The 17705-nt window shown below is 62.6% G+C and carries 19 protein-coding genes and 1 pseudogene; 6 read left to right on the forward strand and 14 right to left on the reverse strand.

The window, feature by feature from the left end:
- Positions 1-4: 4 nt before the first annotated feature.
- A complete protein-coding gene (locus MJ8_RS18655) occupies positions 5-748 on the reverse strand; it encodes a creatininase family protein (protein WP_201410269.1) in 744 nt (247 codons plus the stop codon).
- Between the two features lie 3 nt (positions 749-751).
- Positions 752-1318, reverse strand: a complete 567-nt coding sequence (gene hxlB, locus MJ8_RS18660; protein ID WP_201410270.1) for a 6-phospho-3-hexuloisomerase — start codon at positions 1316-1318, stop codon at positions 752-754.
- 186 nt (positions 1319-1504) lie between these two features.
- On the opposite strand from hxlB, the gene MJ8_RS18665 reads away from it, so the two are divergent.
- Entirely contained in the window at positions 1505-2527 is a 1023-nt protein-coding gene (locus MJ8_RS18665) for an aldo/keto reductase (protein WP_201410271.1), read from the forward strand.
- Positions 2528-2614: 87 nt separating this feature from the next.
- On the opposite strand, the gene hupB is transcribed toward MJ8_RS18665, so the two are convergent.
- The 4 genes from hupB to MJ8_RS18685 all read right to left on the reverse strand — a co-directional run bounded on the left by hupB (position 2615) and on the right by MJ8_RS18685 (position 7970).
- Positions 2615-2887: a DNA-binding protein HupB gene (gene hupB, locus MJ8_RS18670; RefSeq protein ID WP_040969493.1), complete on the reverse strand. Its 273-nt coding sequence runs from the start codon at positions 2885-2887 to the stop codon at positions 2615-2617.
- Positions 2888-3082: 195 nt separating this feature from the next.
- Positions 3083-5494: an endopeptidase La gene (gene lon, locus MJ8_RS18675; RefSeq protein WP_201410272.1), complete on the reverse strand. Its 2412-nt coding sequence runs from the start codon at positions 5492-5494 to the stop codon at positions 3083-3085.
- Between the two features lie 275 nt (positions 5495-5769).
- Complete coding sequence (gene clpX / locus MJ8_RS18680; protein WP_040981372.1) at positions 5770-7044, reverse strand: ATP-dependent Clp protease ATP-binding subunit ClpX; 1275 nt, start codon at positions 7042-7044, stop codon at positions 5770-5772.
- Between the two features lie 290 nt (positions 7045-7334).
- Positions 7335-7970, reverse strand: coding sequence for an ATP-dependent Clp protease proteolytic subunit (locus tag MJ8_RS18685; protein ID WP_201410273.1), 636 nt, complete (start codon positions 7968-7970; stop codon positions 7335-7337).
- A gap of 346 nt (positions 7971-8316) precedes the next feature.
- Here MJ8_RS18685 and MJ8_RS18690 point away from each other — a divergent pair.
- Positions 8317-8906, forward strand: a pseudogene (locus tag MJ8_RS18690) (hypothetical protein).
- Positions 8907-8967: 61 nt separating this feature from the next.
- Here the strand turns inward: MJ8_RS18690 and MJ8_RS18695 are convergent.
- Positions 8968-9171 carry a DUF3126 family protein gene (locus MJ8_RS18695; protein ID WP_042644432.1) on the reverse strand — a complete coding sequence of 68 codons (204 nt, stop codon included), beginning with the start codon at positions 9169-9171 and terminating at the stop codon, positions 8968-8970.
- A gap of 149 nt (positions 9172-9320) precedes the next feature.
- On the reverse strand, positions 9321-10169 hold the full coding sequence (gene cysE / locus MJ8_RS18700) for a serine O-acetyltransferase (protein WP_201410274.1): 849 nt from the start codon (positions 10167-10169) through the stop codon (positions 9321-9323).
- A gap of 121 nt (positions 10170-10290) precedes the next feature.
- On the opposite strand from cysE, the gene MJ8_RS18705 reads away from it, so the two are divergent.
- Both MJ8_RS18705 and speB read left to right on the forward strand, forming a co-directional pair.
- A complete protein-coding gene (locus MJ8_RS18705; protein ID WP_201410275.1) occupies positions 10291-10896 on the forward strand; it encodes a hypothetical protein in 606 nt (201 codons plus the stop codon).
- A gap of 94 nt (positions 10897-10990) precedes the next feature.
- A complete protein-coding gene (gene speB, locus MJ8_RS18710) occupies positions 10991-11956 on the forward strand; it encodes an agmatinase (RefSeq protein ID WP_201415487.1) in 966 nt (321 codons plus the stop codon).
- Between the two features lie 136 nt (positions 11957-12092).
- Here the strand turns inward: speB and MJ8_RS18715 are convergent, their stop codons facing one another.
- The 4 genes from MJ8_RS18715 to MJ8_RS18730 all read right to left on the reverse strand — a co-directional run bounded on the left by MJ8_RS18715 (position 12093) and on the right by MJ8_RS18730 (position 14595).
- A complete protein-coding gene (locus MJ8_RS18715) occupies positions 12093-12593 on the reverse strand; it encodes a GNAT family N-acetyltransferase (RefSeq protein WP_201410276.1) in 501 nt (166 codons plus the stop codon).
- A gap of 23 nt (positions 12594-12616) precedes the next feature.
- Positions 12617-13384 (reverse strand): alpha/beta fold hydrolase, encoded by a 768-nt coding sequence (locus tag MJ8_RS18720; RefSeq protein WP_201410277.1) that lies wholly within the window; start codon positions 13382-13384, stop codon positions 12617-12619.
- A 10-nt stretch (positions 13385-13394) separates the two neighbouring features.
- Positions 13395-13889 (reverse strand): DUF192 domain-containing protein, encoded by a 495-nt coding sequence (locus MJ8_RS18725; RefSeq protein WP_201410278.1) that lies wholly within the window; start codon positions 13887-13889, stop codon positions 13395-13397.
- 112 nt (positions 13890-14001) lie between these two features.
- On the reverse strand, positions 14002-14595 hold the full coding sequence (locus MJ8_RS18730) for a cold-shock protein (RefSeq protein WP_201415488.1): 594 nt from the start codon (positions 14593-14595) through the stop codon (positions 14002-14004).
- A 259-nt stretch (positions 14596-14854) separates the two neighbouring features.
- Here MJ8_RS18730 and gloA point away from each other — a divergent pair, with 259 nt between their 5' ends.
- Both gloA and MJ8_RS18740 read left to right on the forward strand, forming a co-directional pair.
- A complete protein-coding gene (gene gloA, locus MJ8_RS18735; RefSeq protein WP_201410279.1) occupies positions 14855-15295 on the forward strand; it encodes a lactoylglutathione lyase in 441 nt (146 codons plus the stop codon).
- A 121-nt stretch (positions 15296-15416) separates the two neighbouring features.
- Entirely contained in the window at positions 15417-15704 is a 288-nt protein-coding gene (locus MJ8_RS18740; protein ID WP_201410280.1) for a DUF2218 domain-containing protein, read from the forward strand.
- 14 nt (positions 15705-15718) lie between these two features.
- Here MJ8_RS18740 and MJ8_RS18745 read toward each other — a convergent pair whose 3' ends face one another.
- Both MJ8_RS18745 and ilvA read right to left on the reverse strand, forming a co-directional pair.
- Entirely contained in the window at positions 15719-16279 is a 561-nt protein-coding gene (locus MJ8_RS18745) for a DUF1697 domain-containing protein (RefSeq protein ID WP_201410281.1), read from the reverse strand.
- Complete coding sequence (ilvA, locus tag MJ8_RS18750) at positions 16276-17532, reverse strand: threonine ammonia-lyase IlvA (protein WP_201410282.1); 1257 nt, start codon at positions 17530-17532, stop codon at positions 16276-16278. Before ilvA ends, MJ8_RS18745 begins: the two co-directional genes overlap by 4 nt.
- Positions 17533-17705 lie beyond the last annotated feature (173 nt).

Below are 17705 nucleotides of genomic sequence, written 5' to 3' on the forward strand. Positions count from 1 at the left end.
CCGACTAGGCAGAAAGCGTCGTCCGCAAATGCTCCAGGATCATGGCGACGCCGTTTTGCCCCAGCTCGGCCGAAGCTTCCGGCGCGCTCCTAGTGTACCAGCTGGTATTGTCCGCTAAACGCACGGCATCCACCGCCTCGGGACACAGCGCCAGCATCAGCGACGTCTCGCCGATGCCGGCATGGTCGAAGGGATATTTGCCGTTCATCGCAGCCGGCATCAGCGGGTGCACCTGCACCCAGTTGAAGACATTCTCGCCCTGCGCATGGCCGGCATAGTAGTCCGCCATGCTGTTCGACCCCCACCAGCCCTCGCCACGCTCCTTCTCCAGGAAGCGGAAGATCGCCTGCCGGCCGGCGGTCTTGAAGGCGAGATCGGTCGGCATGCCGGCCACGAAATTCTCGGTCTGGTGGTGGATGATGGCGTGGATGTTGCGGAAGCCGATGCGCAGCAGGCCATAGAACAATTCCTCCGCGAAGGGCGAAAGCACCGGGCCACCGACCTGCACCGAACCGCTGCCTTCCGGCGCCACCACCGCATAGCTTGCCGCGCCGTAATAGAAGGGCGGCAGGATGACGAGATCCCTCTCCTTCTCGATCAACTCCACCGTCTTGATGACGGCCAGTGTGTCCATGCCGACCGCCATGTGCTCGCCATGATATTCGAGCACGCCGAGCGGCAGCACGACCGGCCAGTTCTCCTCGATCGCCTTGCGGATCTGGTGCGGCAGCATCATCTCGTAGCGCATCCCCTACTCCATATTGGTGTGCCTGGCGCGCATCGCTTCCGTCGTCGCATTGGTGAGCGCCTGGAGCTTCAGCACCATGATCTCGAACAGAAGGAACAACGCGCCCTCGAACAGCGAGCCCATCGGCAGCACCGAGGTCCTTGCCGCGCCCTGGTCGCTGGCCATGGTCTGCGCCGGGATGACGAGCGTGAAGTCGGCGAGCTTCGCGGCGCTGCTTTCCGGTTCGGCTGTCAGAAGCAGCACCTTCGCTCCGGCATCGCGGGCAACCCGCATCAAGGTCAGCACCGTGGTGGTCTCGCCCGGCCCTGAACTCGCCAGGAAGACGTCTGCCTGCCCCAGCGGCGGCGTGGTCATGTCGCCGACCACCGAGACCGGCAGGCCGAGATGGTAGAGCCGCATGGCAAAACCCTTCACCTGCAGCGCCTCGCGGCCGCAGCCATAGACGGTAATCTTGCCGGCACCGGCCAGCATGGCGCAGGCGGCATCGATACGGGCTTCATCCGTGCGCGCCAGCACCGCGCCAAGCTCGCCCAGCGCGGTCGCGAACATACCGGATCTGGCTTGGGTCATGAGGGCTCACCCTGTCTTCGCGATACCGCTTGTCTCTGCGGATTTGGCGGCTCGCCGGCCGCGAACGGCTTGGTTTTGTTCATGCTACCATTGCGAAAAACGCTGTCCAACGCGCCTCGGCACTTTTGCTGGGCCACGAGCGTGATAGTGTCATGTCAGACAAATCACTCCGGGACATCGTCAGACATGAAGACACGGCATTTCGACCGCATCGGCAATGGCGGCATCACCTTCACCGAGCTCGGCTTCGGCACCGCGCCGCTCGGCAATCTCTACCGCGCCATCTCCGACGAGGACGCCAATGCCACCCTGGAAGCGGCGTGGGCGACCGGGTGCCGCTACTTCGATACGGCGCCGCTCTACGGCCTCGGCCTGTCGGAAACCCGCCTCAACCCCTTCCTGCGCGCCAGGAAGCGCGACGACTATGTCCTGTCGAGCAAGGTCGGCCGCATCATGCGCGTCGCCCCGCCGGACCAGCGCACCGGCATCGGCAAGTTCTTCGAGACGCCGTCGCGCCGGGAAGTCTACGACTACTCCTATGACGGCGTCATGCGCTCCTTCGAGGCCTCGCTGGAGCGTCTTGGCGTTGACCGCATCGACATCCTCTTCGTCCACGACGTCGACATCTTCACCCACGGCAGCAAGGAAGCCTCCGACGCCCGCATCGCGGAGTTCATGTCGTCCGGCTATTATGGACTGCTTTCGCTACGCGACCAGGGCGTCATCAAGGCCTTCGGCGGCGGCATCAATGAGTGGCCGGTCGCCCAGACGCTCGCCGAGCGCGGCGATTTCGATCTGTTCCTGCTGGCCGGCCGCTACACGCTGCTCGAACAGGAAGCGCTCCAATCCTTCCTGCCGCTCTGCCAGAAGCGCGGCATCGGCATCGTGCTGGGCGGCCCCTACAATTCCGGTGTGCTGGCGACCGGGCCGAAGCCGGGCGCCTTCTACAACTACAGCGAAGCGCCGAAGGAGATCCTCGACCGCGTGGCTCGTATCGAAGCCGTCTGCAAGCGCCACAATGTGCGCCTGATCGAGGCGGCGCTGCAATTCCCGCTGCAGCACCCTTCGGTGATGTCGGTGATCCCCGGCGGCCAACGGCCGGCCGAAGTCGAAAGCAACCGGGCCCTGCTTGACACCACGATACCGGCGGCGCTCTGGGCGGATTTGAAACAGGAAGGCCTGATGCGCGCGGACGCGCCGACAGCCTGAGCAATTCCAGGAAAAAGATCCGGGTCCGATCGCCACAAAAAAGAAAAGCCGGGCAAGCCCGGCTTTTCTGCAATTAAAGAAAAGGTCTTAGTTGACCGCGTCCTTGAGGCCCTTGCCGGCCGAGAACTTCGGCACGGTGCGCGCCGGGATCTTCACTTCCGCGCCGGTCTGCGGATTGCGGCCGGTCGAAGCTGCGCGTTTTGACACGGTGAAATTTCCGAAGCCGACAAGCCGGACATCGCCGCCCTTCTTCAGTTCGCCTGTGATCACGGAGAACACCGCATCGACGGCGGACTGCGCATCAGCCTTCGAAATGCTTGCGGCATCGGCGACAGCGGACACCAGTTCGTTCTTGTTCATAAAAATTCCCTTCCATGAGAAAACCGGAACCTACGACTCATCCGGCAGGAAACGGACTTTAGAAAGAAGCGCCCCGGAACCCAAGCCAAAAACCGCGGAATTCCGGGCTTTTTTGTATTTTTTGGTGGCTTTTCACACGAAAAAGCCGGGCTCGAAGCCCGGCTCTCTCTTTGTGCGCTGCAACTTTAACTTTTGTTAGTGCGCGAGCGACTTTCCGGCGTCGTCGCCGGTGTCGACCGGAGCCGGCGCATTGACCGGCTCGACCCACTCGATCGGCTCCGGCATCCGGGTGAGCGCGTGCGCGAGCACCTCGCCGACCCGCGAGACCGGAACGATCTCCATGCCGTTCTTCACGTTGTCCGGAATGTCCGCCAAATCCTTGACGTTCTCTTCCGGGATCAGGACCTTCTTGATGCCGCCGCGCAATGCCGCGAGCAGCTTCTCCTTCAGGCCGCCGATCGGCAGGATGCGGCCACGCAGCGTGATCTCGCCGGTCATCGCCACATCGGCCCGCACCGGGATACCCGTCAGCACCGACACGATGGCCGTGGCCATAGCGGCACCGGCGGACGGGCCGTCCTTCGGGGTCGCGCCTTCCGGCAAGTGGACGTGGATGTCGCGCTTGTCGAACAGCGGCGGCTCGATGCCGAAATCGAGTGCCCGGGAGCGGACGTAGGAAGCCGCCGCCGAGATCGATTCCTTCATCACGTCGCGCAGGTTGCCGGTCACCGTCATGCGGCCCTTGCCGGGCATCATGACGCCTTCGATCGTCAGCAGCTCGCCGCCGACTTCCGTCCAGGCAAGACCCGTGACCACGCCGACCTGATCGTCGGCCTCGACCTGGCCGAAGCGGAAGCGCGGAACGCCGAGATAATCGGCGAGGTTGTCCGCCGTGATCTTCACCGTCTTCTTCTTCGTCCGCAGGATCTCGGTCACCGCCTTGCGCCCGAGCTTCATCAGCTCGCGCTCCAGGCTGCGCACGCCGGCTTCCCGCGTGTAGGTCTGGATGATGCCGCGGATCGCATCCTCGCCGACCGAGAATTCGTTCGGCTGGAGCGCATGGTCGCGGATCACCTTGGGCATCAGGTGACGCTTGGCGATCTCGACCTTCTCGTCCTCGGTGTAACCGGCGATGCGGATGATCTCCATGCGGTCCATCAGCGGTGCAGGGATGTTCAGCGTGTTCGCCGTCGTCACGAACATCACGCTCGACAGGTCGTACTCGACCTCGAGGTAATGGTCCATGAACGTCGAGTTCTGCTCCGGATCGAGCACCTCGAGCAGGGCCGAAGACGGATCGCCGCGGAAGTCCTGGCCCATCTTGTCGATCTCGTCGAGCAGGAAGAGCGGGTTGGACTTCTTGGCCTTCTTCATCGACTGGATGACCTTGCCGGGCATCGAGCCGATATAGGTCCGCCGGTGACCGCGGATCTCGGCCTCGTCACGCACGCCGCCGAGCGCCATGCGGATGAACTCGCGGCCGGTCGCCTTGGCGATCGACTTGCCGAGCGAGGTCTTGCCGACGCCGGGCGGGCCCACGAGGCACAGGATCGGCCCCTTGATCTTCTTCTGACGGCTCTGCACGGCGAGATACTCGACGATGCGCTCCTTGACCTTGTCGAGGCCGAAATGATCGGCGTCGAGCACGTCCTGCGCATAGTTGAGATCCTGCTTGACCTTGGAGTTCTTGCCCCACGGGATCGACAGCAGCCAGTCGAGATAGTTGCGCACCACCGTCGATTCAGCCGACATCGGCGACATCGAGCGCAGCTTCTTCAATTCGGCTTCCGCCTTCTCGCGGGCCTCCTTGGAGAGCTTGGTCTTCTTGATGCGCGCCTCGATCTCGGCGGCCTCGTCGCGGCCGTCCTCGCCCTCGCCGAGCTCCTTCTGGATCGCCTTCATCTGTTCGTTGAGGTAGTACTCGCGCTGCGTCTTCTCCATCTGGCGCTTGACGCGCGAACGGATGCGCTTTTCCACCTGGAGCACGGAGATCTCGGCTTCCATGAAGCCCATCGCCTTCTCCAGCCGTTCCTTGACGGAAAGCGTGGCAAGCATCTCCTGCTTCTCGGGGATCTTGATGGCGAGATGCGAAGCGACCGTGTCGGCGAGCTTGGAATAGTCGTCGATCTGGCTGGCGGCGCCCACCACTTCAGGCGAGATCTTCTTGTTCAGCTTGACGTAATTCTCGAAGTCGGTGACGACCGAGCGGGCAAGCGCCTCGATCTCGACCTCTTCCTCTTCCGGCTCGGCGAGCGCCGTGGCGCGGGCCTCATGGAAATCGGGACGATCGGTGAAAGAGACGATCTTGGCGCGCGAGGCGCCCTCGACCAGAACCTTCACGGTGCCGTCGGGCAGCTTCAAAAGCTGCAGCACATTGGCGAGCGTGCCGATGTCGAAAATCGCATCGGGTTCAGGATCGTCGTCGGCTGCATTCATCTGGGTGGCGAGCAGGATCTGCTTTTCCTGACCCATCACCTCTTCCAGCGCCTTGATCGACTTTTCACGACCCACGAAGAGCGGAACGATCATATGCGGAAACACGACGATATCGCGCAGTGGGAGGACTGCGAAAACGCCGTCGCCGGAAGCCTTGGATATCTTGGCCATTGTCCAACCTTTCATGTCGCGGCCGCTTATTTAGCCAACCGCGAATCTCATATTAACGACCGAGCGTCGTTCCGCCTACCACCGTTTGTGACGGGAATTTTACAGCACAGAATTTCGGCGCCTCGGCCTTCTGCTGTTAGGTGGATGTGGCCGAGGCAAAGATCAAGGGTTAACACGGTAGCTCACCTCGTTCCATTGCATGCCTTCCCGCCTTTCACAGCAAAACGGCGCCACGCAGGCGCCGTTCCACGAAAATTGGCGGGTGCAGTGCCATTTCAGGCGCTGACATTGCCCTTCTTTTCCTTCTGCTCCGAGTAGATGTAGAGCGGCCGGGCGTTGCCGGACACCACCTCTTCCGAAATCACCACTTCGCGCACGCCTTCCAGCGCCGGAAGCTCGAACATCGTGTCGAGCAGGATCGCTTCCATGATGGAGCGCAGGCCGCGCGCGCCGGTCTTGCGCTCGATGGCGCGCTTGGCGATCGCCGACAGCGCGTTCTCGTGGAAGGTGAGATCCACATTCTCCATCTCGAACAGCCGCTGGTACTGCTTGACCAGAGCGTTCTTCGGCTCGGTCAGGATCTGGATCAGCGCGGGCTCGTCGAGGTCTTCCAGCGTCGCAAGAACCGGCAGACGGCCGACGAATTCCGGGATCAGGCCGAATTTCAGCAGATCCTCGGGCTCGACCTGGCGGAAGAGATCGCCGGTACGCCGATCCTCGGGCGAGGCAACGGTCGCGCCGAAGCCGATCGAGGTCTTGCGGCCGCGGTCCGAGATGATCTTGTCCAGGCCCGCGAAGGCGCCGCCACAGATGAACAGGATGTTGGCGGTGTCGACCTGCAGGAATTCCTGCTGCGGATGCTTGCGGCCGCCCTGCGGCGGCACCGAGGCGACTGTGCCTTCCATGATCTTGAGCAGCGCCTGCTGCACGCCCTCGCCCGACACGTCGCGGGTGATCGAGGGATTGTCCGACTTGCGCGAAATCTTGTCGATTTCGTCGATATAGACGATGCCGCGCTGGGCGCGCTCGACATTGTAGTCGGCCGACTGCAGCAACTTCAGGATGATGTTCTCGACGTCCTCACCGACATAACCGGCCTCGGTCAGCGTCGTGGCGTCGGCCATCGTGAACGGCACGTCGATGATGCGGGCGAGCGTCTGGGCGAGCAGCGTCTTGCCGCAGCCGGTCGGGCCGATCAAAAGGATGTTCGACTTCGCCAGCTCGACGTCGTTGTTCTTGCCGGCATGCGCCAGGCGCTTGTAGTGGTTGTGCACCGCCACCGACAGCACGCGCTTCGCGTAGGGCTGGCCGATGACATAGTCGTCGAGGACCTTGAGGATCTCCTGCGGTGTCGGCACGCCCTCGCGCGACTTCACCATCGAGGTCTTGTTCTCCTCGCGGATGATGTCCATGCACAGTTCGACGCACTCGTCGCAGATGAAGACCGTCGGTCCGGCGATCAGCTTGCGGACCTCGTGCTGGCTCTTGCCGCAAAACGAGCAGTAAAGCGTGTTCTTTGAATCACCGCCGCCGTTGCTGACCTTGCTCATTTTTCTGTCCTTTCACCGACACCCGCCGATCGCCTGGCGTGGAGTGACGTCTCACCAATCTATCGCGGGAATCCGCCACCGCCAGTGTCCCGGCTCACACAGCGCATTCCTTACGAAACACAATTCAGAAAACGCGGCAATGATTCGCAGCAACCCCATGCAAAGCTAAGCCGTCGAAAATCAACATAGCCTTAACGTAGGCAATCCCAACGCCTGAGGGAACAGCCAATTGTGGCCGAAATGCCGCAAGACGCGCCAAAACCGCGTTATGCTGTTATTTGCTGTCGATATCAGGCTGAAACCGCGGTCGCCTCGGCGGCCTCGCGGCTCGATATCACCTTGTCGATCAGACCAAAGTCCCTGGCCTCGTCCGCAGTCATGAAGTGGTCGCGGTCGAGCGTCCTTTCGATCTCGTCATAGCTCTTGCCGGTGTGCTTGACATAGACCTCGTTCAGGCGGCGCTTCAGCTTGATGATGTCCTGCGCATGACGTTCGATGTCCGAAGCCTGACCCTGGAAGCCGCCGGACGGCTGGTGGACCATGATCCGGGCGTTCGGCGTGGCGAAACGCATGTCCTTGTGGCCGGCGGTCAGAAGCAGCGACCCCATCGAAGCGGCCTGGCCGATGCAGAGCGTCGACACCGCCGGCTTGATGAACTGCATGGTGTCGTAGATCGCCATGCCCGAGGTGACGACGCCGCCCGGCGAATTGATATAGAGGTTGATTTCCTTCTTCGGGTTCTCCGCCTCGAGGAACAAAAGCTGTGCACAAACCAGCGTCGCCATCCCATCCTCGACCGGGCCGGTGATGAAGATGATGCGTTCCTTCAAGAGGCGCGAGAAAATGTCATAGGCGCGCTCGCCGCGATTGGTCTGCTCGACCACCATCGGAACGAGGTTCATGTAGGTTTCAACGGGGTTCTTCATGGACTACCCTTGTTGGAGATGGATTCCGGCACCTTAGTATTGTCAGCAATCGCGCGGAATCGTTCTGGATCGGTTACGGTCTAAATAGGATGCCGGCTCACCCTAGCGCAAGGCCGCCTCTCCTAGCCACCTGGTTAAGTCGAGTAAAGCGTCGCAGTGCAGGCGAAAGCCCAGGGCAAATAAGCCTGCGAGACGAGCTCGGTCCGGCCGGCGGACGGAAGCCACGGCAAGGTAGCAATTCCTTAACCGCGCCGCTTAACGACAAGCCTCGAAATCGCTGCCGGCTCCCGGACCTTCCGGTACAGTCCTGCGTTGTGAAGGCGTCCTTTTTCAACGGGGGAATGTCATGATCCGCAAAAGCTCCGCATCGCTGGCGGCCGTCGCGATCCTTGCCAGCGTCTCAGGAACCGCTGCCGGCGGCCGCGCGCTCGAATGTTATGAGCCGATCCATAGGCCAGCACTTTACGACACCGTCTACGAGGACGTGATGCTGAGCCCCGGCGGACAGGTGGTCGATTACGATGCGCCGATCTACGGCACCTCTCAAAGCGTGGACCAGATTGCGCCGCCGCGCGTCACCTATGAGACCGTGCCGGCGGTGACACGGACGGTCTCTACCATACGGTCAAGGTCGACGATGGCGGCTATGCCTGGGAGTGGCGCGTCATTCATGGCCGCAAGGTGCTGTGCAAGGTATGGCGCAAGGCCCGCTATGCGCGTGTCGCCGAAACGGTCGTGATCCAGCCGGAGCGGGTCCGGCGCGTCGTTCAGCCGGCCGAATATGAAGCGGTTGCCCACGAAGTGCTGGTGCGGCCGCAGCAAGTGCGCATCCGGGACATCCCACCTTCATATGGAACAGTGGCTCGCCGGGTCGTGGTGCGGGAAGGTTCGACAAGCTGGCGGCGGGTGCATATTCCGCGGCATTGTCAGAATTAGGCGATATTCGCCTGGACGGCCGGGCTGCGACTATGCACGCCCCGGCCGGAACCGAGCCTGATCAGCCGAGGTCGATATCGAGAATGGCCATCGAGAAGTTATAGTCGCCGTCGTCCTCATCCTTGAAGACGATGCCGAGAAACTCGTCGCCGACATAGACTTCGGCCGAGTCTTCCTTGCGCGGGCGCGCCTTCACCTGCAGCTTGGGATTCTGGAAGACGCGTTTGAAATAGGCGTCCAGCTTTCTGATCTCGTCGGGCTTCAAAGTCTTCTCCGAAATGGCGGCCTTGTTCGTGGGAACGCGCTTCTGACACGCCAACGATGGCCATGTAAAGGCAAGCCGGCACAATTGCATAGGACAAAAGCGGCCGGGCCCGGCGGGCGGTTTCCGGCGTTTCCCGACGACGGCGGAGGTCAGATGTCGAAGCTGACCACGTGGTCCATGGTCTGCGACGGCAGGAGCTGGTCCATCTGCCGCGAGGGCTGGTCGCAGCCGGTCTCGCCGACGACCCGCGCGGGCACGCCGGCGACCGTCTTGTTGTGCGGCACGGGCGACAGCACGACCGAGCCGGCGGCGATCTTGGAGCAATGGCCGATCTCGATATTGCCGAGGATCTTGGCGCCGGCGCCGATCAGCACGCCGCGGCGGATCTTCGGGTGGCGGTCACCATTGGCCTTGCCGGTGCCGCCCAAAGTCACGCCGTGGAGGATCGAGACATCATCCTCGATGACGGCCGTCTGGCCGACGACCAGGCCCGTGGCGTGGTCGAGGAAGATGCCCTTGCCGATGCGGGCGGCCGGATTGATGTCGGTCTGGAACACCGAGGACGAGCGGCTCTGCAGATAGAGCGCGAAGTCCCTGCGGCCCTGGTTCCACAGCCAATGCGCCAGCCGGTGCGTCTGGATGGCGTGAAAACCCTTGAAATAGAGAACCGGCATGATGAAACGGTCGCAGGCCGGGTCGCGGTCGTAATAGGCCTGGATGTCGACGCGAACCGTAGAGCTCCACTCCGGATCGTCGTCCAGCATCGCCTTGAAGGTCTGGCGGATGAGATCGGAGCCGATATCCTGATGCGCCAGGCGCTCTGCCAGCCGGTGGATCACCGCCTCTTCCAGGCTCTCCTGGTTAAGGATGGTCGAGTATAGGAAGGCCGCGAGCAGCGGATCGCGGTTCACTGCCTCCATCGCCTCGTCGCGGATCGACCGCCAGATCGGGTCGACCGGCTGTACCATGCTGGGGCGGGCAATCGTAACGCTGTTCATCGACGCTCTCCGGCCTTGCTCATTCTCCGGCGGCACATATAGGCCAGATCATAGCACGGTTGAACTCAATTTTCCTTAGTGCTTTGTCAAATGGACCTGGTTCATCCAAATTCAAGCGACGATGGAAAACGAACCCTTGATCGACGACGCGCTGAAAAGTGAGCTTGAAGCGGTCTACCAGGCAGCAGATCGCCACTATCACGGCCTGGCCCATATCGAAGCGATGCTCGCGCTCGCAACCGAATACCGGCGCCTTGTTCATGACCCCGAGGCCGTAGAGGCGGCGATCTGGTTCCACGACGCCGTCTATGACAGCCACGCCAAGGATAATGAGAAAAAAAGCGCCGAACTGGCCGAGAAAAGGCTCGCCGGGCGCGTCGACCCTCATCGCCTCGGCCGCATCGCGGCAATGATCGACGCCACCGCCACGCACCGGTTGCCGCCTTTCCGCGACGAGGGCGCGCTCAACGATGCGGCCTTTCTGCTCGACATGGATCTGGCCATCCTCGGCGCCGAGCCGGCGGCCTTCGATGCTTACGAGAAGGCGGTCCGGTCGGAATATGGCTGGGTGGAGGAGCCGATGTGGCGCGCCGGCCGCGCCGCCGTGCTGCAGAATTTCCTCGCCCGGCCGCATATCTTCCATACGACCGAGTTCCGCGATCGGTTCGAGGCGCAGGCCAGAAAGAACCTGAGCCGATCGTTGGAAGCATTGCAAGGCCAGCCTTGATAGGCCCACAAGCCCGCTGGGCTTTGTCCCTATGCCTGAATTCCAGGGCCTGCGATCACTATCGAAGATGAACCGCTCCGGAATGGCTGCCAATATGGAAAACAAGTTCCACCAACCTGTCGACGCCGCGCAGGTGCCGCGATTTGCCGGACTCTCCACCTTCATGCGGCTGCCGGCCGTGCCGAGCGCGAAAGGGCTGGACATCGCCCTTGTAGGTATTCCCTGGGACGGCGGCACGACCAACAGGGCCGGCGCCCGCCACGGTCCGCGCGAGATCAGGAACCAGTCGAGTCTGATGCGCCGCGTCCACCACGTCTCGGGAACCGAACCGTTCAGCATCGCCAATATCGCCGATGTCGGCGACGTCTCGGTCAATCCGATCAACCTGCTCGACGGATTGAAGCGTATCGAAAATGGCATCGCCGCCATCGTCGCCGAAGGCGCCATCCCGTTGGCCGCGGGTGGCGATCATCTGACGACGCTGCCGGTGCTGCGCGCGGTGGCCTGCAAGGGGCCGGTCGGCATGATTCACTTCGACGCCCATTCCGACACCAACGATCGCTATTTCGGCGACAATCCATATACGCACGGAACGCCTTTCCGGCGCGCGATCGAGGAAGGGCTGCTCGACCCCAAGCGAATTGTCCAGATCGGGATCAGAGGCTCGATCTACGAGCCGGGCGAGCACGACTGGGCGATCTCCCGGGGCGTGCGCGTCATCTACATGGAGGAGTTCGTCCGGCGCGGCGCCGCTTCCGTCATGCAGGAAGCGCGCGATCTTGTCGGCGACAGCCCGACCTATGTGACGTTCGACATCGATTGCATCGATCCGTCCATGGCCCCCGGCACCGGCACGCGCGAGTTGGGCGGCTTCACGACGCGCGAGGCGCAGGAGATGGTCCGCCTGCTGGACGGATTGAATTTCGCCGGCGCCGACGTCGTCGAGGTCGCGCCTCCCTTTGACATTGGCGGCATGACGGCGCTGGCCGGCGCGACGATGATGTTCGAGCTGCTGTGCGTCATGGCGAAATCTCTCGCCGACAGGAGAGCGCAGGGCTAGATCAATTCCAGGAAAAGTGTGAGCGGTTTTCCGTCCGGAATTGCGTAAAAACAAAGAAATAGAGCGGTTCGCCGTTTCCGTGAAACGGTGAAAAGCTCTAGCGCAATTCCAGGAGGTGCGCTCAGCGCCTTTCCGGCTAGTCCGGAAAGGTCTCGATCCTCCGGGCGTAGATCCTGAATCCGGCGCTTTCGTAAACCGTCTGGGCGGCCGGATGATCATAAGTATCGGTGTGAAGCCAAAGCCTTTGCGGCCGATGCGACCACGCCGCGCGCAACGCCTGGTCGAGCAGGAACGGCCCCAGCCGCTTGCCTTGGAAGGCCGGGGCCAGTCCAAAATGAACGAGCTCGATGGCTGCCTCCCCGACGCCGTTGAACTCGCAGAAGCCGGCGGCCTCCCCATCGACGCGCAGCACGTGAATGTGCGTGGCCTCATCGACGAGCAGCGTTTCGAGGTCCGCCTCGGGCATGCGCAGGCGCTGGTCCCATTGCGCTGGTCCGCCGACCGCGCGGTAGAGATCGAGATAGTTGGAAAGACCGAGCCTTTCGCGCGTCACGACGACGCCGGGCAAAGGCGGCGCAAGCGGCGCGCCCTGCGGCGGCGCCAACATCTCCATGTAGGTGACGAGAAGATCGACCATTTGTGCCGAGGAGCGCGGCGCGCTCAGAGCGGGTTTTCGGCGTAGAATTCGAGCACGCGCTGCTTGAAGCTCTTGTCGCCGACGGCGAGCATGTGGTCGCGACCTTCGATGTGGAAGGCCCTGGCATTCGGCATCAGGGCGGCGAGCTCGTCCGGCGAGCCGCCGATATCGTCCTTCGTGCCGACGGCGATCAGCGTCGGCTGGGCGATGCGGGCCATGTCGTCCTCGCTGAGCAGCTCGCGCGACTTTGCGATACAGGCCGCGAGCGCGCGGCGGTCGCTGCGCGTCTGATCGGCGAAAGCGCGAAAGGAACGGCCGCGCGGATGCGTGGTCTGGGACGGATCTTCCGCCAGCAGCGCCGCCGCGATCGGGTCCCAGTCGCCGACGCCGTCGACCATGCCGATGCCGAGGCCGCCGAACACCAGCGTGGCGACCCTCTCCGGATCGGAGAGCGCCAGGAAAGCCGAAACGCGCGCGCCCATGGAATAGCCCATGACATGCGCGCGCTCGATGCCGAGATGATCGAGCAACGCGGCCGCGTCGGAAGCCATTTTTTCCGGCGTGTAATCGGCCTCGTCATAGCTCTTCGACGACGAACCATGGCCGCGATGGTCGAAAGCGATCGCCCAGTAGCCGGCGTCGTTCAGCGTCTTGAACCAGCCCGGCGAGACCCAGTTGACATAGTGGCTGGAAGCAAAGCCATGAATCATCAGCACGGGATCGCCCTGCCCCGAGGCCGGCTGGCGATCGAGATAAGCGAGTTCGAAACCATCATGCGAAAAGAATTGCATCGAACCGCTTTCAGTTGGAACCGGCGCTGATGACCGGATGGCGCAAGAGATCGCCTTCCTTGATGCCGTCCTTGGCGGCCGTGCCCGCCTTCAGTTCAAGCACGAAGCGCACGGGCTGTCCGGGCGAGATGATCGCTTCGGATTCAGGCTCGCCGCGCTTGATGGCTTTGATCCTGCCGTCCTCCCCGATGAAAACGAGGTCGAGCGCCATCGGCGTGTTCTTCATCCAGAAATCCACCTCGCCGGTTCTTTCGAAGACGAACAACATGCCGTGATCGTCGGCCATCGTCCGGCGAAACATCAGGCCCGCCTCCCGCTCCGCGGAAGTGTCGGCTATCTCGATGGAGAAGGAACGCTCGCCCGAGCCGGTCGTCACCACCAGCGGCGTCGGGTCGATGGGCAGCAGCATCGCATCCGCCGATCCCGGCTTCGCGGCGATGAAACAGGCGGCGAAAATGATCGCGGCGCAGAGCGCGCCCGCAGTCAACCAATTGCGATGAGCCATGGGGGTACCTCGTCCAGACCCTCGTCCTAACCCATGATCCGGAGAAGTGGAACCGGCTTTCGGACAAGGTCGGTGCGCGGCAAAGGCGCTTTTCGACGGCGTCGAGAAGCCCTTAATGCGAGACCGACAAGGTACCCATATCAGGGTGGATTTCGGCGGCCATAAGGCCTTTGTCGCCACGTCCGAAGCGGACGAGCACGACCTGCCCGGGCCGGAGCTCGGTTATGCCGTAGCGCCGCAGCGTCTCCATATGGACGAAGATGTCTTCCGTCCCCTCGCCCCGCGTCAGGAAGCCGAAACCCTTGGTGCGGTTGAACCACTTGACCAAGGCCCGCTCGAGGCCGCTCTCGGGGCTCACTGTGACGTGAGTGCGCTGTTCCTGCTCAGCCGGATGCACCGCCGTCGAGGCGTCCATGGACAGGACCCGGAAAGCCTGCAGCCCGCGCTCGCCCTGTTTCACCAGGCAGACGACCCGCGCGCCTTCGAGCGCCGTCTGGAAGCCGTCCCTTCGAAGACAAGTCACATGGAGGAGGATGTCACCCGAGACGCCGTCGTCCGGAAGAATGAACCCGTAGCCCTTGGCCACGTCGAACCATTTGATAGCGCCGGCGATTTCAACAAGCTCGGCGGGGTCGCCGCCATTGTCCCGCTTCAAGGCGTCATCAAGGCTTCCGTCCCGCCTCGTAAAAGAGGCTTTTTCCACCATAAGAATGCCCCCTTTTTCCAACTGAACTGCAACTGATTCTTGCCAAGAGATTAACACTGCGGCTTCCGGGGTGTGCAAGGGCTGACGTGCCTTTTTTCACCGTTCAGCACCGGAAAGGCTCAAATGTTGTTTGCCGGCGCTTCCGAAGACGATCGGCGAGGTCCCAAAATCGATCATACCGCCGCATTTGTCGGACGATTGCCCTTTCGCCGGGTGGCCCCTATGTTGCCTGGCAACCCCAACAGCCGAGGAAGCCGCCATGCGCTATCTGCACACAATGGTCCGCATCGCCGACATCGACCAGTCGCTCGATTTCTACTGCAACAAGCTCGGCCTGAAGGAGGTGCGCCGCTACGAGAACGAGCAGGGCCGCTACACGCTGATCTTCCTTGCCGCGCCCGAAGACGAGCAGAGCGGCATCAACGAGAAAGCGCCGCTGGTCGAACTGACCTATAATTGGGATCCGGAGGACTATAAGGGCGGCCGCAATTTCGGCCACCTCGCCTATGAGGTCGACGACATCTACGCCACCTGCCAGAAGCTGATGGACAGCGGCGTGACCATCAATCGTCCGCCGCGCGACGGCAACATGGCCTTCATCCGCTCGCCGGACGGCATCTCGATCGAGCTCCTGCAGAAAGGCCCGCCCAAGGCGAAGGCCGAACCGTGGGCTTCGATGGCGAACACGGGCGTCTGGTAAAACCGGCGATCCAAGTCGATTTGACCGGCGGCCGCTGGCGTTTTGCCAGGCCGTGCCTATCTATCCGACATGGCGCCGGCCTCGTCCAGGCTGGCGTTTCTTCATCCGCCAGGAGAATTTCATGCCGACCAGCCGCGCCGATGTCGCCACCGAGCACGCAAGCCGTTACCTGCAGCAACTCGGCAAGCATTGGTCGCACAAATTCCCGGTCGAGTTCGACCCGCGGCACGGCGCCATCCAGCTCTCGATCGGCCGCACCGTGATGGATGCCGACGATCATGCGCTGCACATTGCTCTGGCCGCCGACGACGAGGCGTCGCTGGAGCGGTTGGAGAGCGTGGTCGTCGACCATATCAAGCGCTTCGCCTTCCGCGAGGAATTGAGCTTCGACTGGCAGAAGGCCGCTTGAAGGTGCTGTAGCCCTCAGCCGCCGGCCTTGCCGGCCATGTCGAGCAGCGCCAGCACGCTGCGCCAGTTGCGTGCCGTACCCGGCACCTTCAAGGTGCGCGGGATGAGGTTGGCGAACACCGATTTGCCGAGGCCGTCGGGCGCATGCAGGTAAAGCACGTCTCCCTTGATCTCGAAGCGTTCGGGGCCGGTGCATTTGTCGGCCAGCCGCTTCGTCTCGTCAGCGGTCGGCTCCCGCTCCAGCGCATAGGCGTGCAGCTTGGTCGGCTCGCCGGCGACCTCGGGATAGGGATTGTCCTTCACCAGCCGCTCGAACCAGCGGGCATCGCGTACTATGATGCGCGAGTTGAAGCCCCACTTCTTCTCGAAGGCCGTCTCGAGTTGCTGAGTCAGCGCCGCCGCATCCCCCTTCTTCGCCCGGAACACGACATTGCCGCTCTGCACATAGGTCGCGACATCGCTGAAGCCGAGGCCTTCGAAGAAGGTTTTGAGCTCCGCCATTTTGACGATGCGGTTGCCGCCCACATTGATGCCGGAAAACAGCGCGACGAAAACCGTACCTTGTTTTGCGCTCATATGATGAATCCCGCCAGCGTCTCGTTGTCGGTGATATCCTGATATTGCACGCCCTCGGCGTCGAAATTGGCCTTCAGCAGGTCGAAATTGCGCCGATCCTTGGTCTCGATGCCGATCAGCACCGAACCGAAATTGCGCGCCGACTTCTTCAGATACTCGAAGCGGGCGATATCGTCGTCGGGGCCGAGCATTTCGAGGAAATCGCGCAGCGCGCCCGGCCGCTGCGGAAAGCGGATGATGAAGTATTTCTTCAGCCCCTCGAAGCGCAGCGCCCGCTCCTTTACGTCCGGCAGCCGCTCGAAGTCGAAATTGCCGCCGGAGACGACGGCTACGATGGTCTTGCCCCTGATCTCCTTGCGCGAAAAATCCTTGAGCGCGTCGATCGCCAGCGCGCCGGCTGGCTCCAGCACGACGCCCTCGACATTAAGCATCTCGATCATGGTGGCGCAGAGCCGGTTCTCCGGAATGAGCCGAACGGCATCGGTGGCGAAGTCCTTGAGATGGCGCAGCGGCTCGCGGCCGATCTCGGCCACCGCGGCACCGTCGACGAAATTATCGACCTTGGCGAGCTTGACCCGCTTGCCGCCGGCAAGGCTCTCGGCGAGGCTCGGCGCGCCCGCCGGCTCGCAAAACACGAAACGCGGCTCGCGATGCTGGTCGGCGAAATAGTGAGTGACGCCGGCGGCAAGTCCGCCGCCGCCCACCGGCAGCATGACGATGTCGGGCACGCGCCCGCCCGGCATCTGCGCTGCGATCTCGTAGGCGACCGTCGCCTGGCCCTCGATGATGTCCTTGTGATCGAAGGGCGGCACCATGTGCGCGCCGGCGCTTTCGGTGAATTCGAAGGCGGCGCGGTAGCAATCGTCAAAGAAGTCGCCGACCAGCCTGATCTCGACGAAATCGCCGCCGAACAGCCGCGTCTTGTCGATCTTCTGCTGCGGCGTGGTCACCGGCATGAACACGACGCCCTTTTTACCGAAATGGCGGCAGACGAAGGCGAAGCCCTGCGCATGATTGCCGGCGGAGGCGCAGACGAACAGCTCGGCATTGTTGCCTGCGGCGAGCGCCTTACGGAAGAAGTTGAAGGCGCCCCTGATCTTGTAGGAACGCACCGGCGTCAGGTCCTCGCGCTTCAGAAGCACCCGGGCGCCGGTCTTCTTCGACAGATAGTCGTTCTCCTGCAGCGGCGTTTCCGGAAAGATGCCGCGGATCGCTTCCGCGGCAGCGGCGACGCGGGCGGAAAAGCTGTTCACCACAAGTCCCTCATTCTGATTTCGGCGCGTTCGGGGATAGCCATCGCCGTGCCGGCAGACCTTCCTGCCGCCGTTTTGGCTTTCGCGCAACAGTGCGATCGCCCTCGCCCGGCGCCGAACGAATTTTCGCTGGACATGACTTACTTTGGCCGCACTTCGCCTGTCCGGGAGAT

It is taken from the genome of Mesorhizobium sp. J8 (genome assembly GCF_016591715.1).
Classification (GTDB): domain Bacteria; phylum Pseudomonadota; class Alphaproteobacteria; order Rhizobiales; family Rhizobiaceae; genus Mesorhizobium.

What these genes read in the sequence shown, in the direction of transcription:
- MJ8_RS18655 (WP_201410269.1), bottom strand. Translation starts at nt 748, where the DNA reads ATGCGCTACGAGATGATGCTGCCGCACCAGATCCGCAAGGCGATCGAG.
- hxlB (WP_201410270.1), bottom strand. Translation starts at nt 1,318, where the DNA reads ATGACCCAAGCCAGATCCGGTATGTTCGCGACCGCGCTGGGCGAGCTT.
- MJ8_RS18665 (WP_201410271.1), top strand. Translation starts at nt 1,505, where the DNA reads ATGAAGACACGGCATTTCGACCGCATCGGCAATGGCGGCATCACCTTC.
- hupB (WP_040969493.1), bottom strand. Translation starts at nt 2,887, where the DNA reads ATGAACAAGAACGAACTGGTGTCCGCTGTCGCCGATGCCGCAAGCATT.
- lon (WP_201410272.1), bottom strand. Translation starts at nt 5,494, where the DNA reads ATGGCCAAGATATCCAAGGCTTCCGGCGACGGCGTTTTCGCAGTCCTC.
- clpX (WP_040981372.1), bottom strand. Translation starts at nt 7,044, where the DNA reads ATGAGCAAGGTCAGCAACGGCGGCGGTGATTCAAAGAACACGCTTTAC.
- MJ8_RS18685 (WP_201410273.1), bottom strand. Translation starts at nt 7,970, where the DNA reads ATGAAGAACCCCGTTGAAACCTACATGAACCTCGTTCCGATGGTGGTC.
- cysE (WP_201410274.1), bottom strand. Translation starts at nt 10,169, where the DNA reads ATGAACAGCGTTACGATTGCCCGCCCCAGCATGGTACAGCCGGTCGAC.
- MJ8_RS18705 (WP_201410275.1), top strand. Translation starts at nt 10,291, where the DNA reads ATGGAAAACGAACCCTTGATCGACGACGCGCTGAAAAGTGAGCTTGAA.
- speB (WP_201415487.1), top strand. Translation starts at nt 10,991, where the DNA reads ATGGAAAACAAGTTCCACCAACCTGTCGACGCCGCGCAGGTGCCGCGA.
- MJ8_RS18715 (WP_201410276.1), bottom strand. Translation starts at nt 12,593, where the DNA reads ATGGTCGATCTTCTCGTCACCTACATGGAGATGTTGGCGCCGCCGCAG.
- MJ8_RS18720 (WP_201410277.1), bottom strand. Translation starts at nt 13,384, where the DNA reads ATGCAATTCTTTTCGCATGATGGTTTCGAACTCGCTTATCTCGATCGC.
- MJ8_RS18725 (WP_201410278.1), bottom strand. Translation starts at nt 13,889, where the DNA reads ATGGCTCATCGCAATTGGTTGACTGCGGGCGCGCTCTGCGCCGCGATC.
- MJ8_RS18730 (WP_201415488.1), bottom strand. Translation starts at nt 14,595, where the DNA reads ATGGTGGAAAAAGCCTCTTTTACGAGGCGGGACGGAAGCCTTGATGAC.
- gloA (WP_201410279.1), top strand. Translation starts at nt 14,855, where the DNA reads ATGCGCTATCTGCACACAATGGTCCGCATCGCCGACATCGACCAGTCG.
- MJ8_RS18740 (WP_201410280.1), top strand. Translation starts at nt 15,417, where the DNA reads ATGCCGACCAGCCGCGCCGATGTCGCCACCGAGCACGCAAGCCGTTAC.
- MJ8_RS18745 (WP_201410281.1), bottom strand. Translation starts at nt 16,279, where the DNA reads ATGAGCGCAAAACAAGGTACGGTTTTCGTCGCGCTGTTTTCCGGCATC.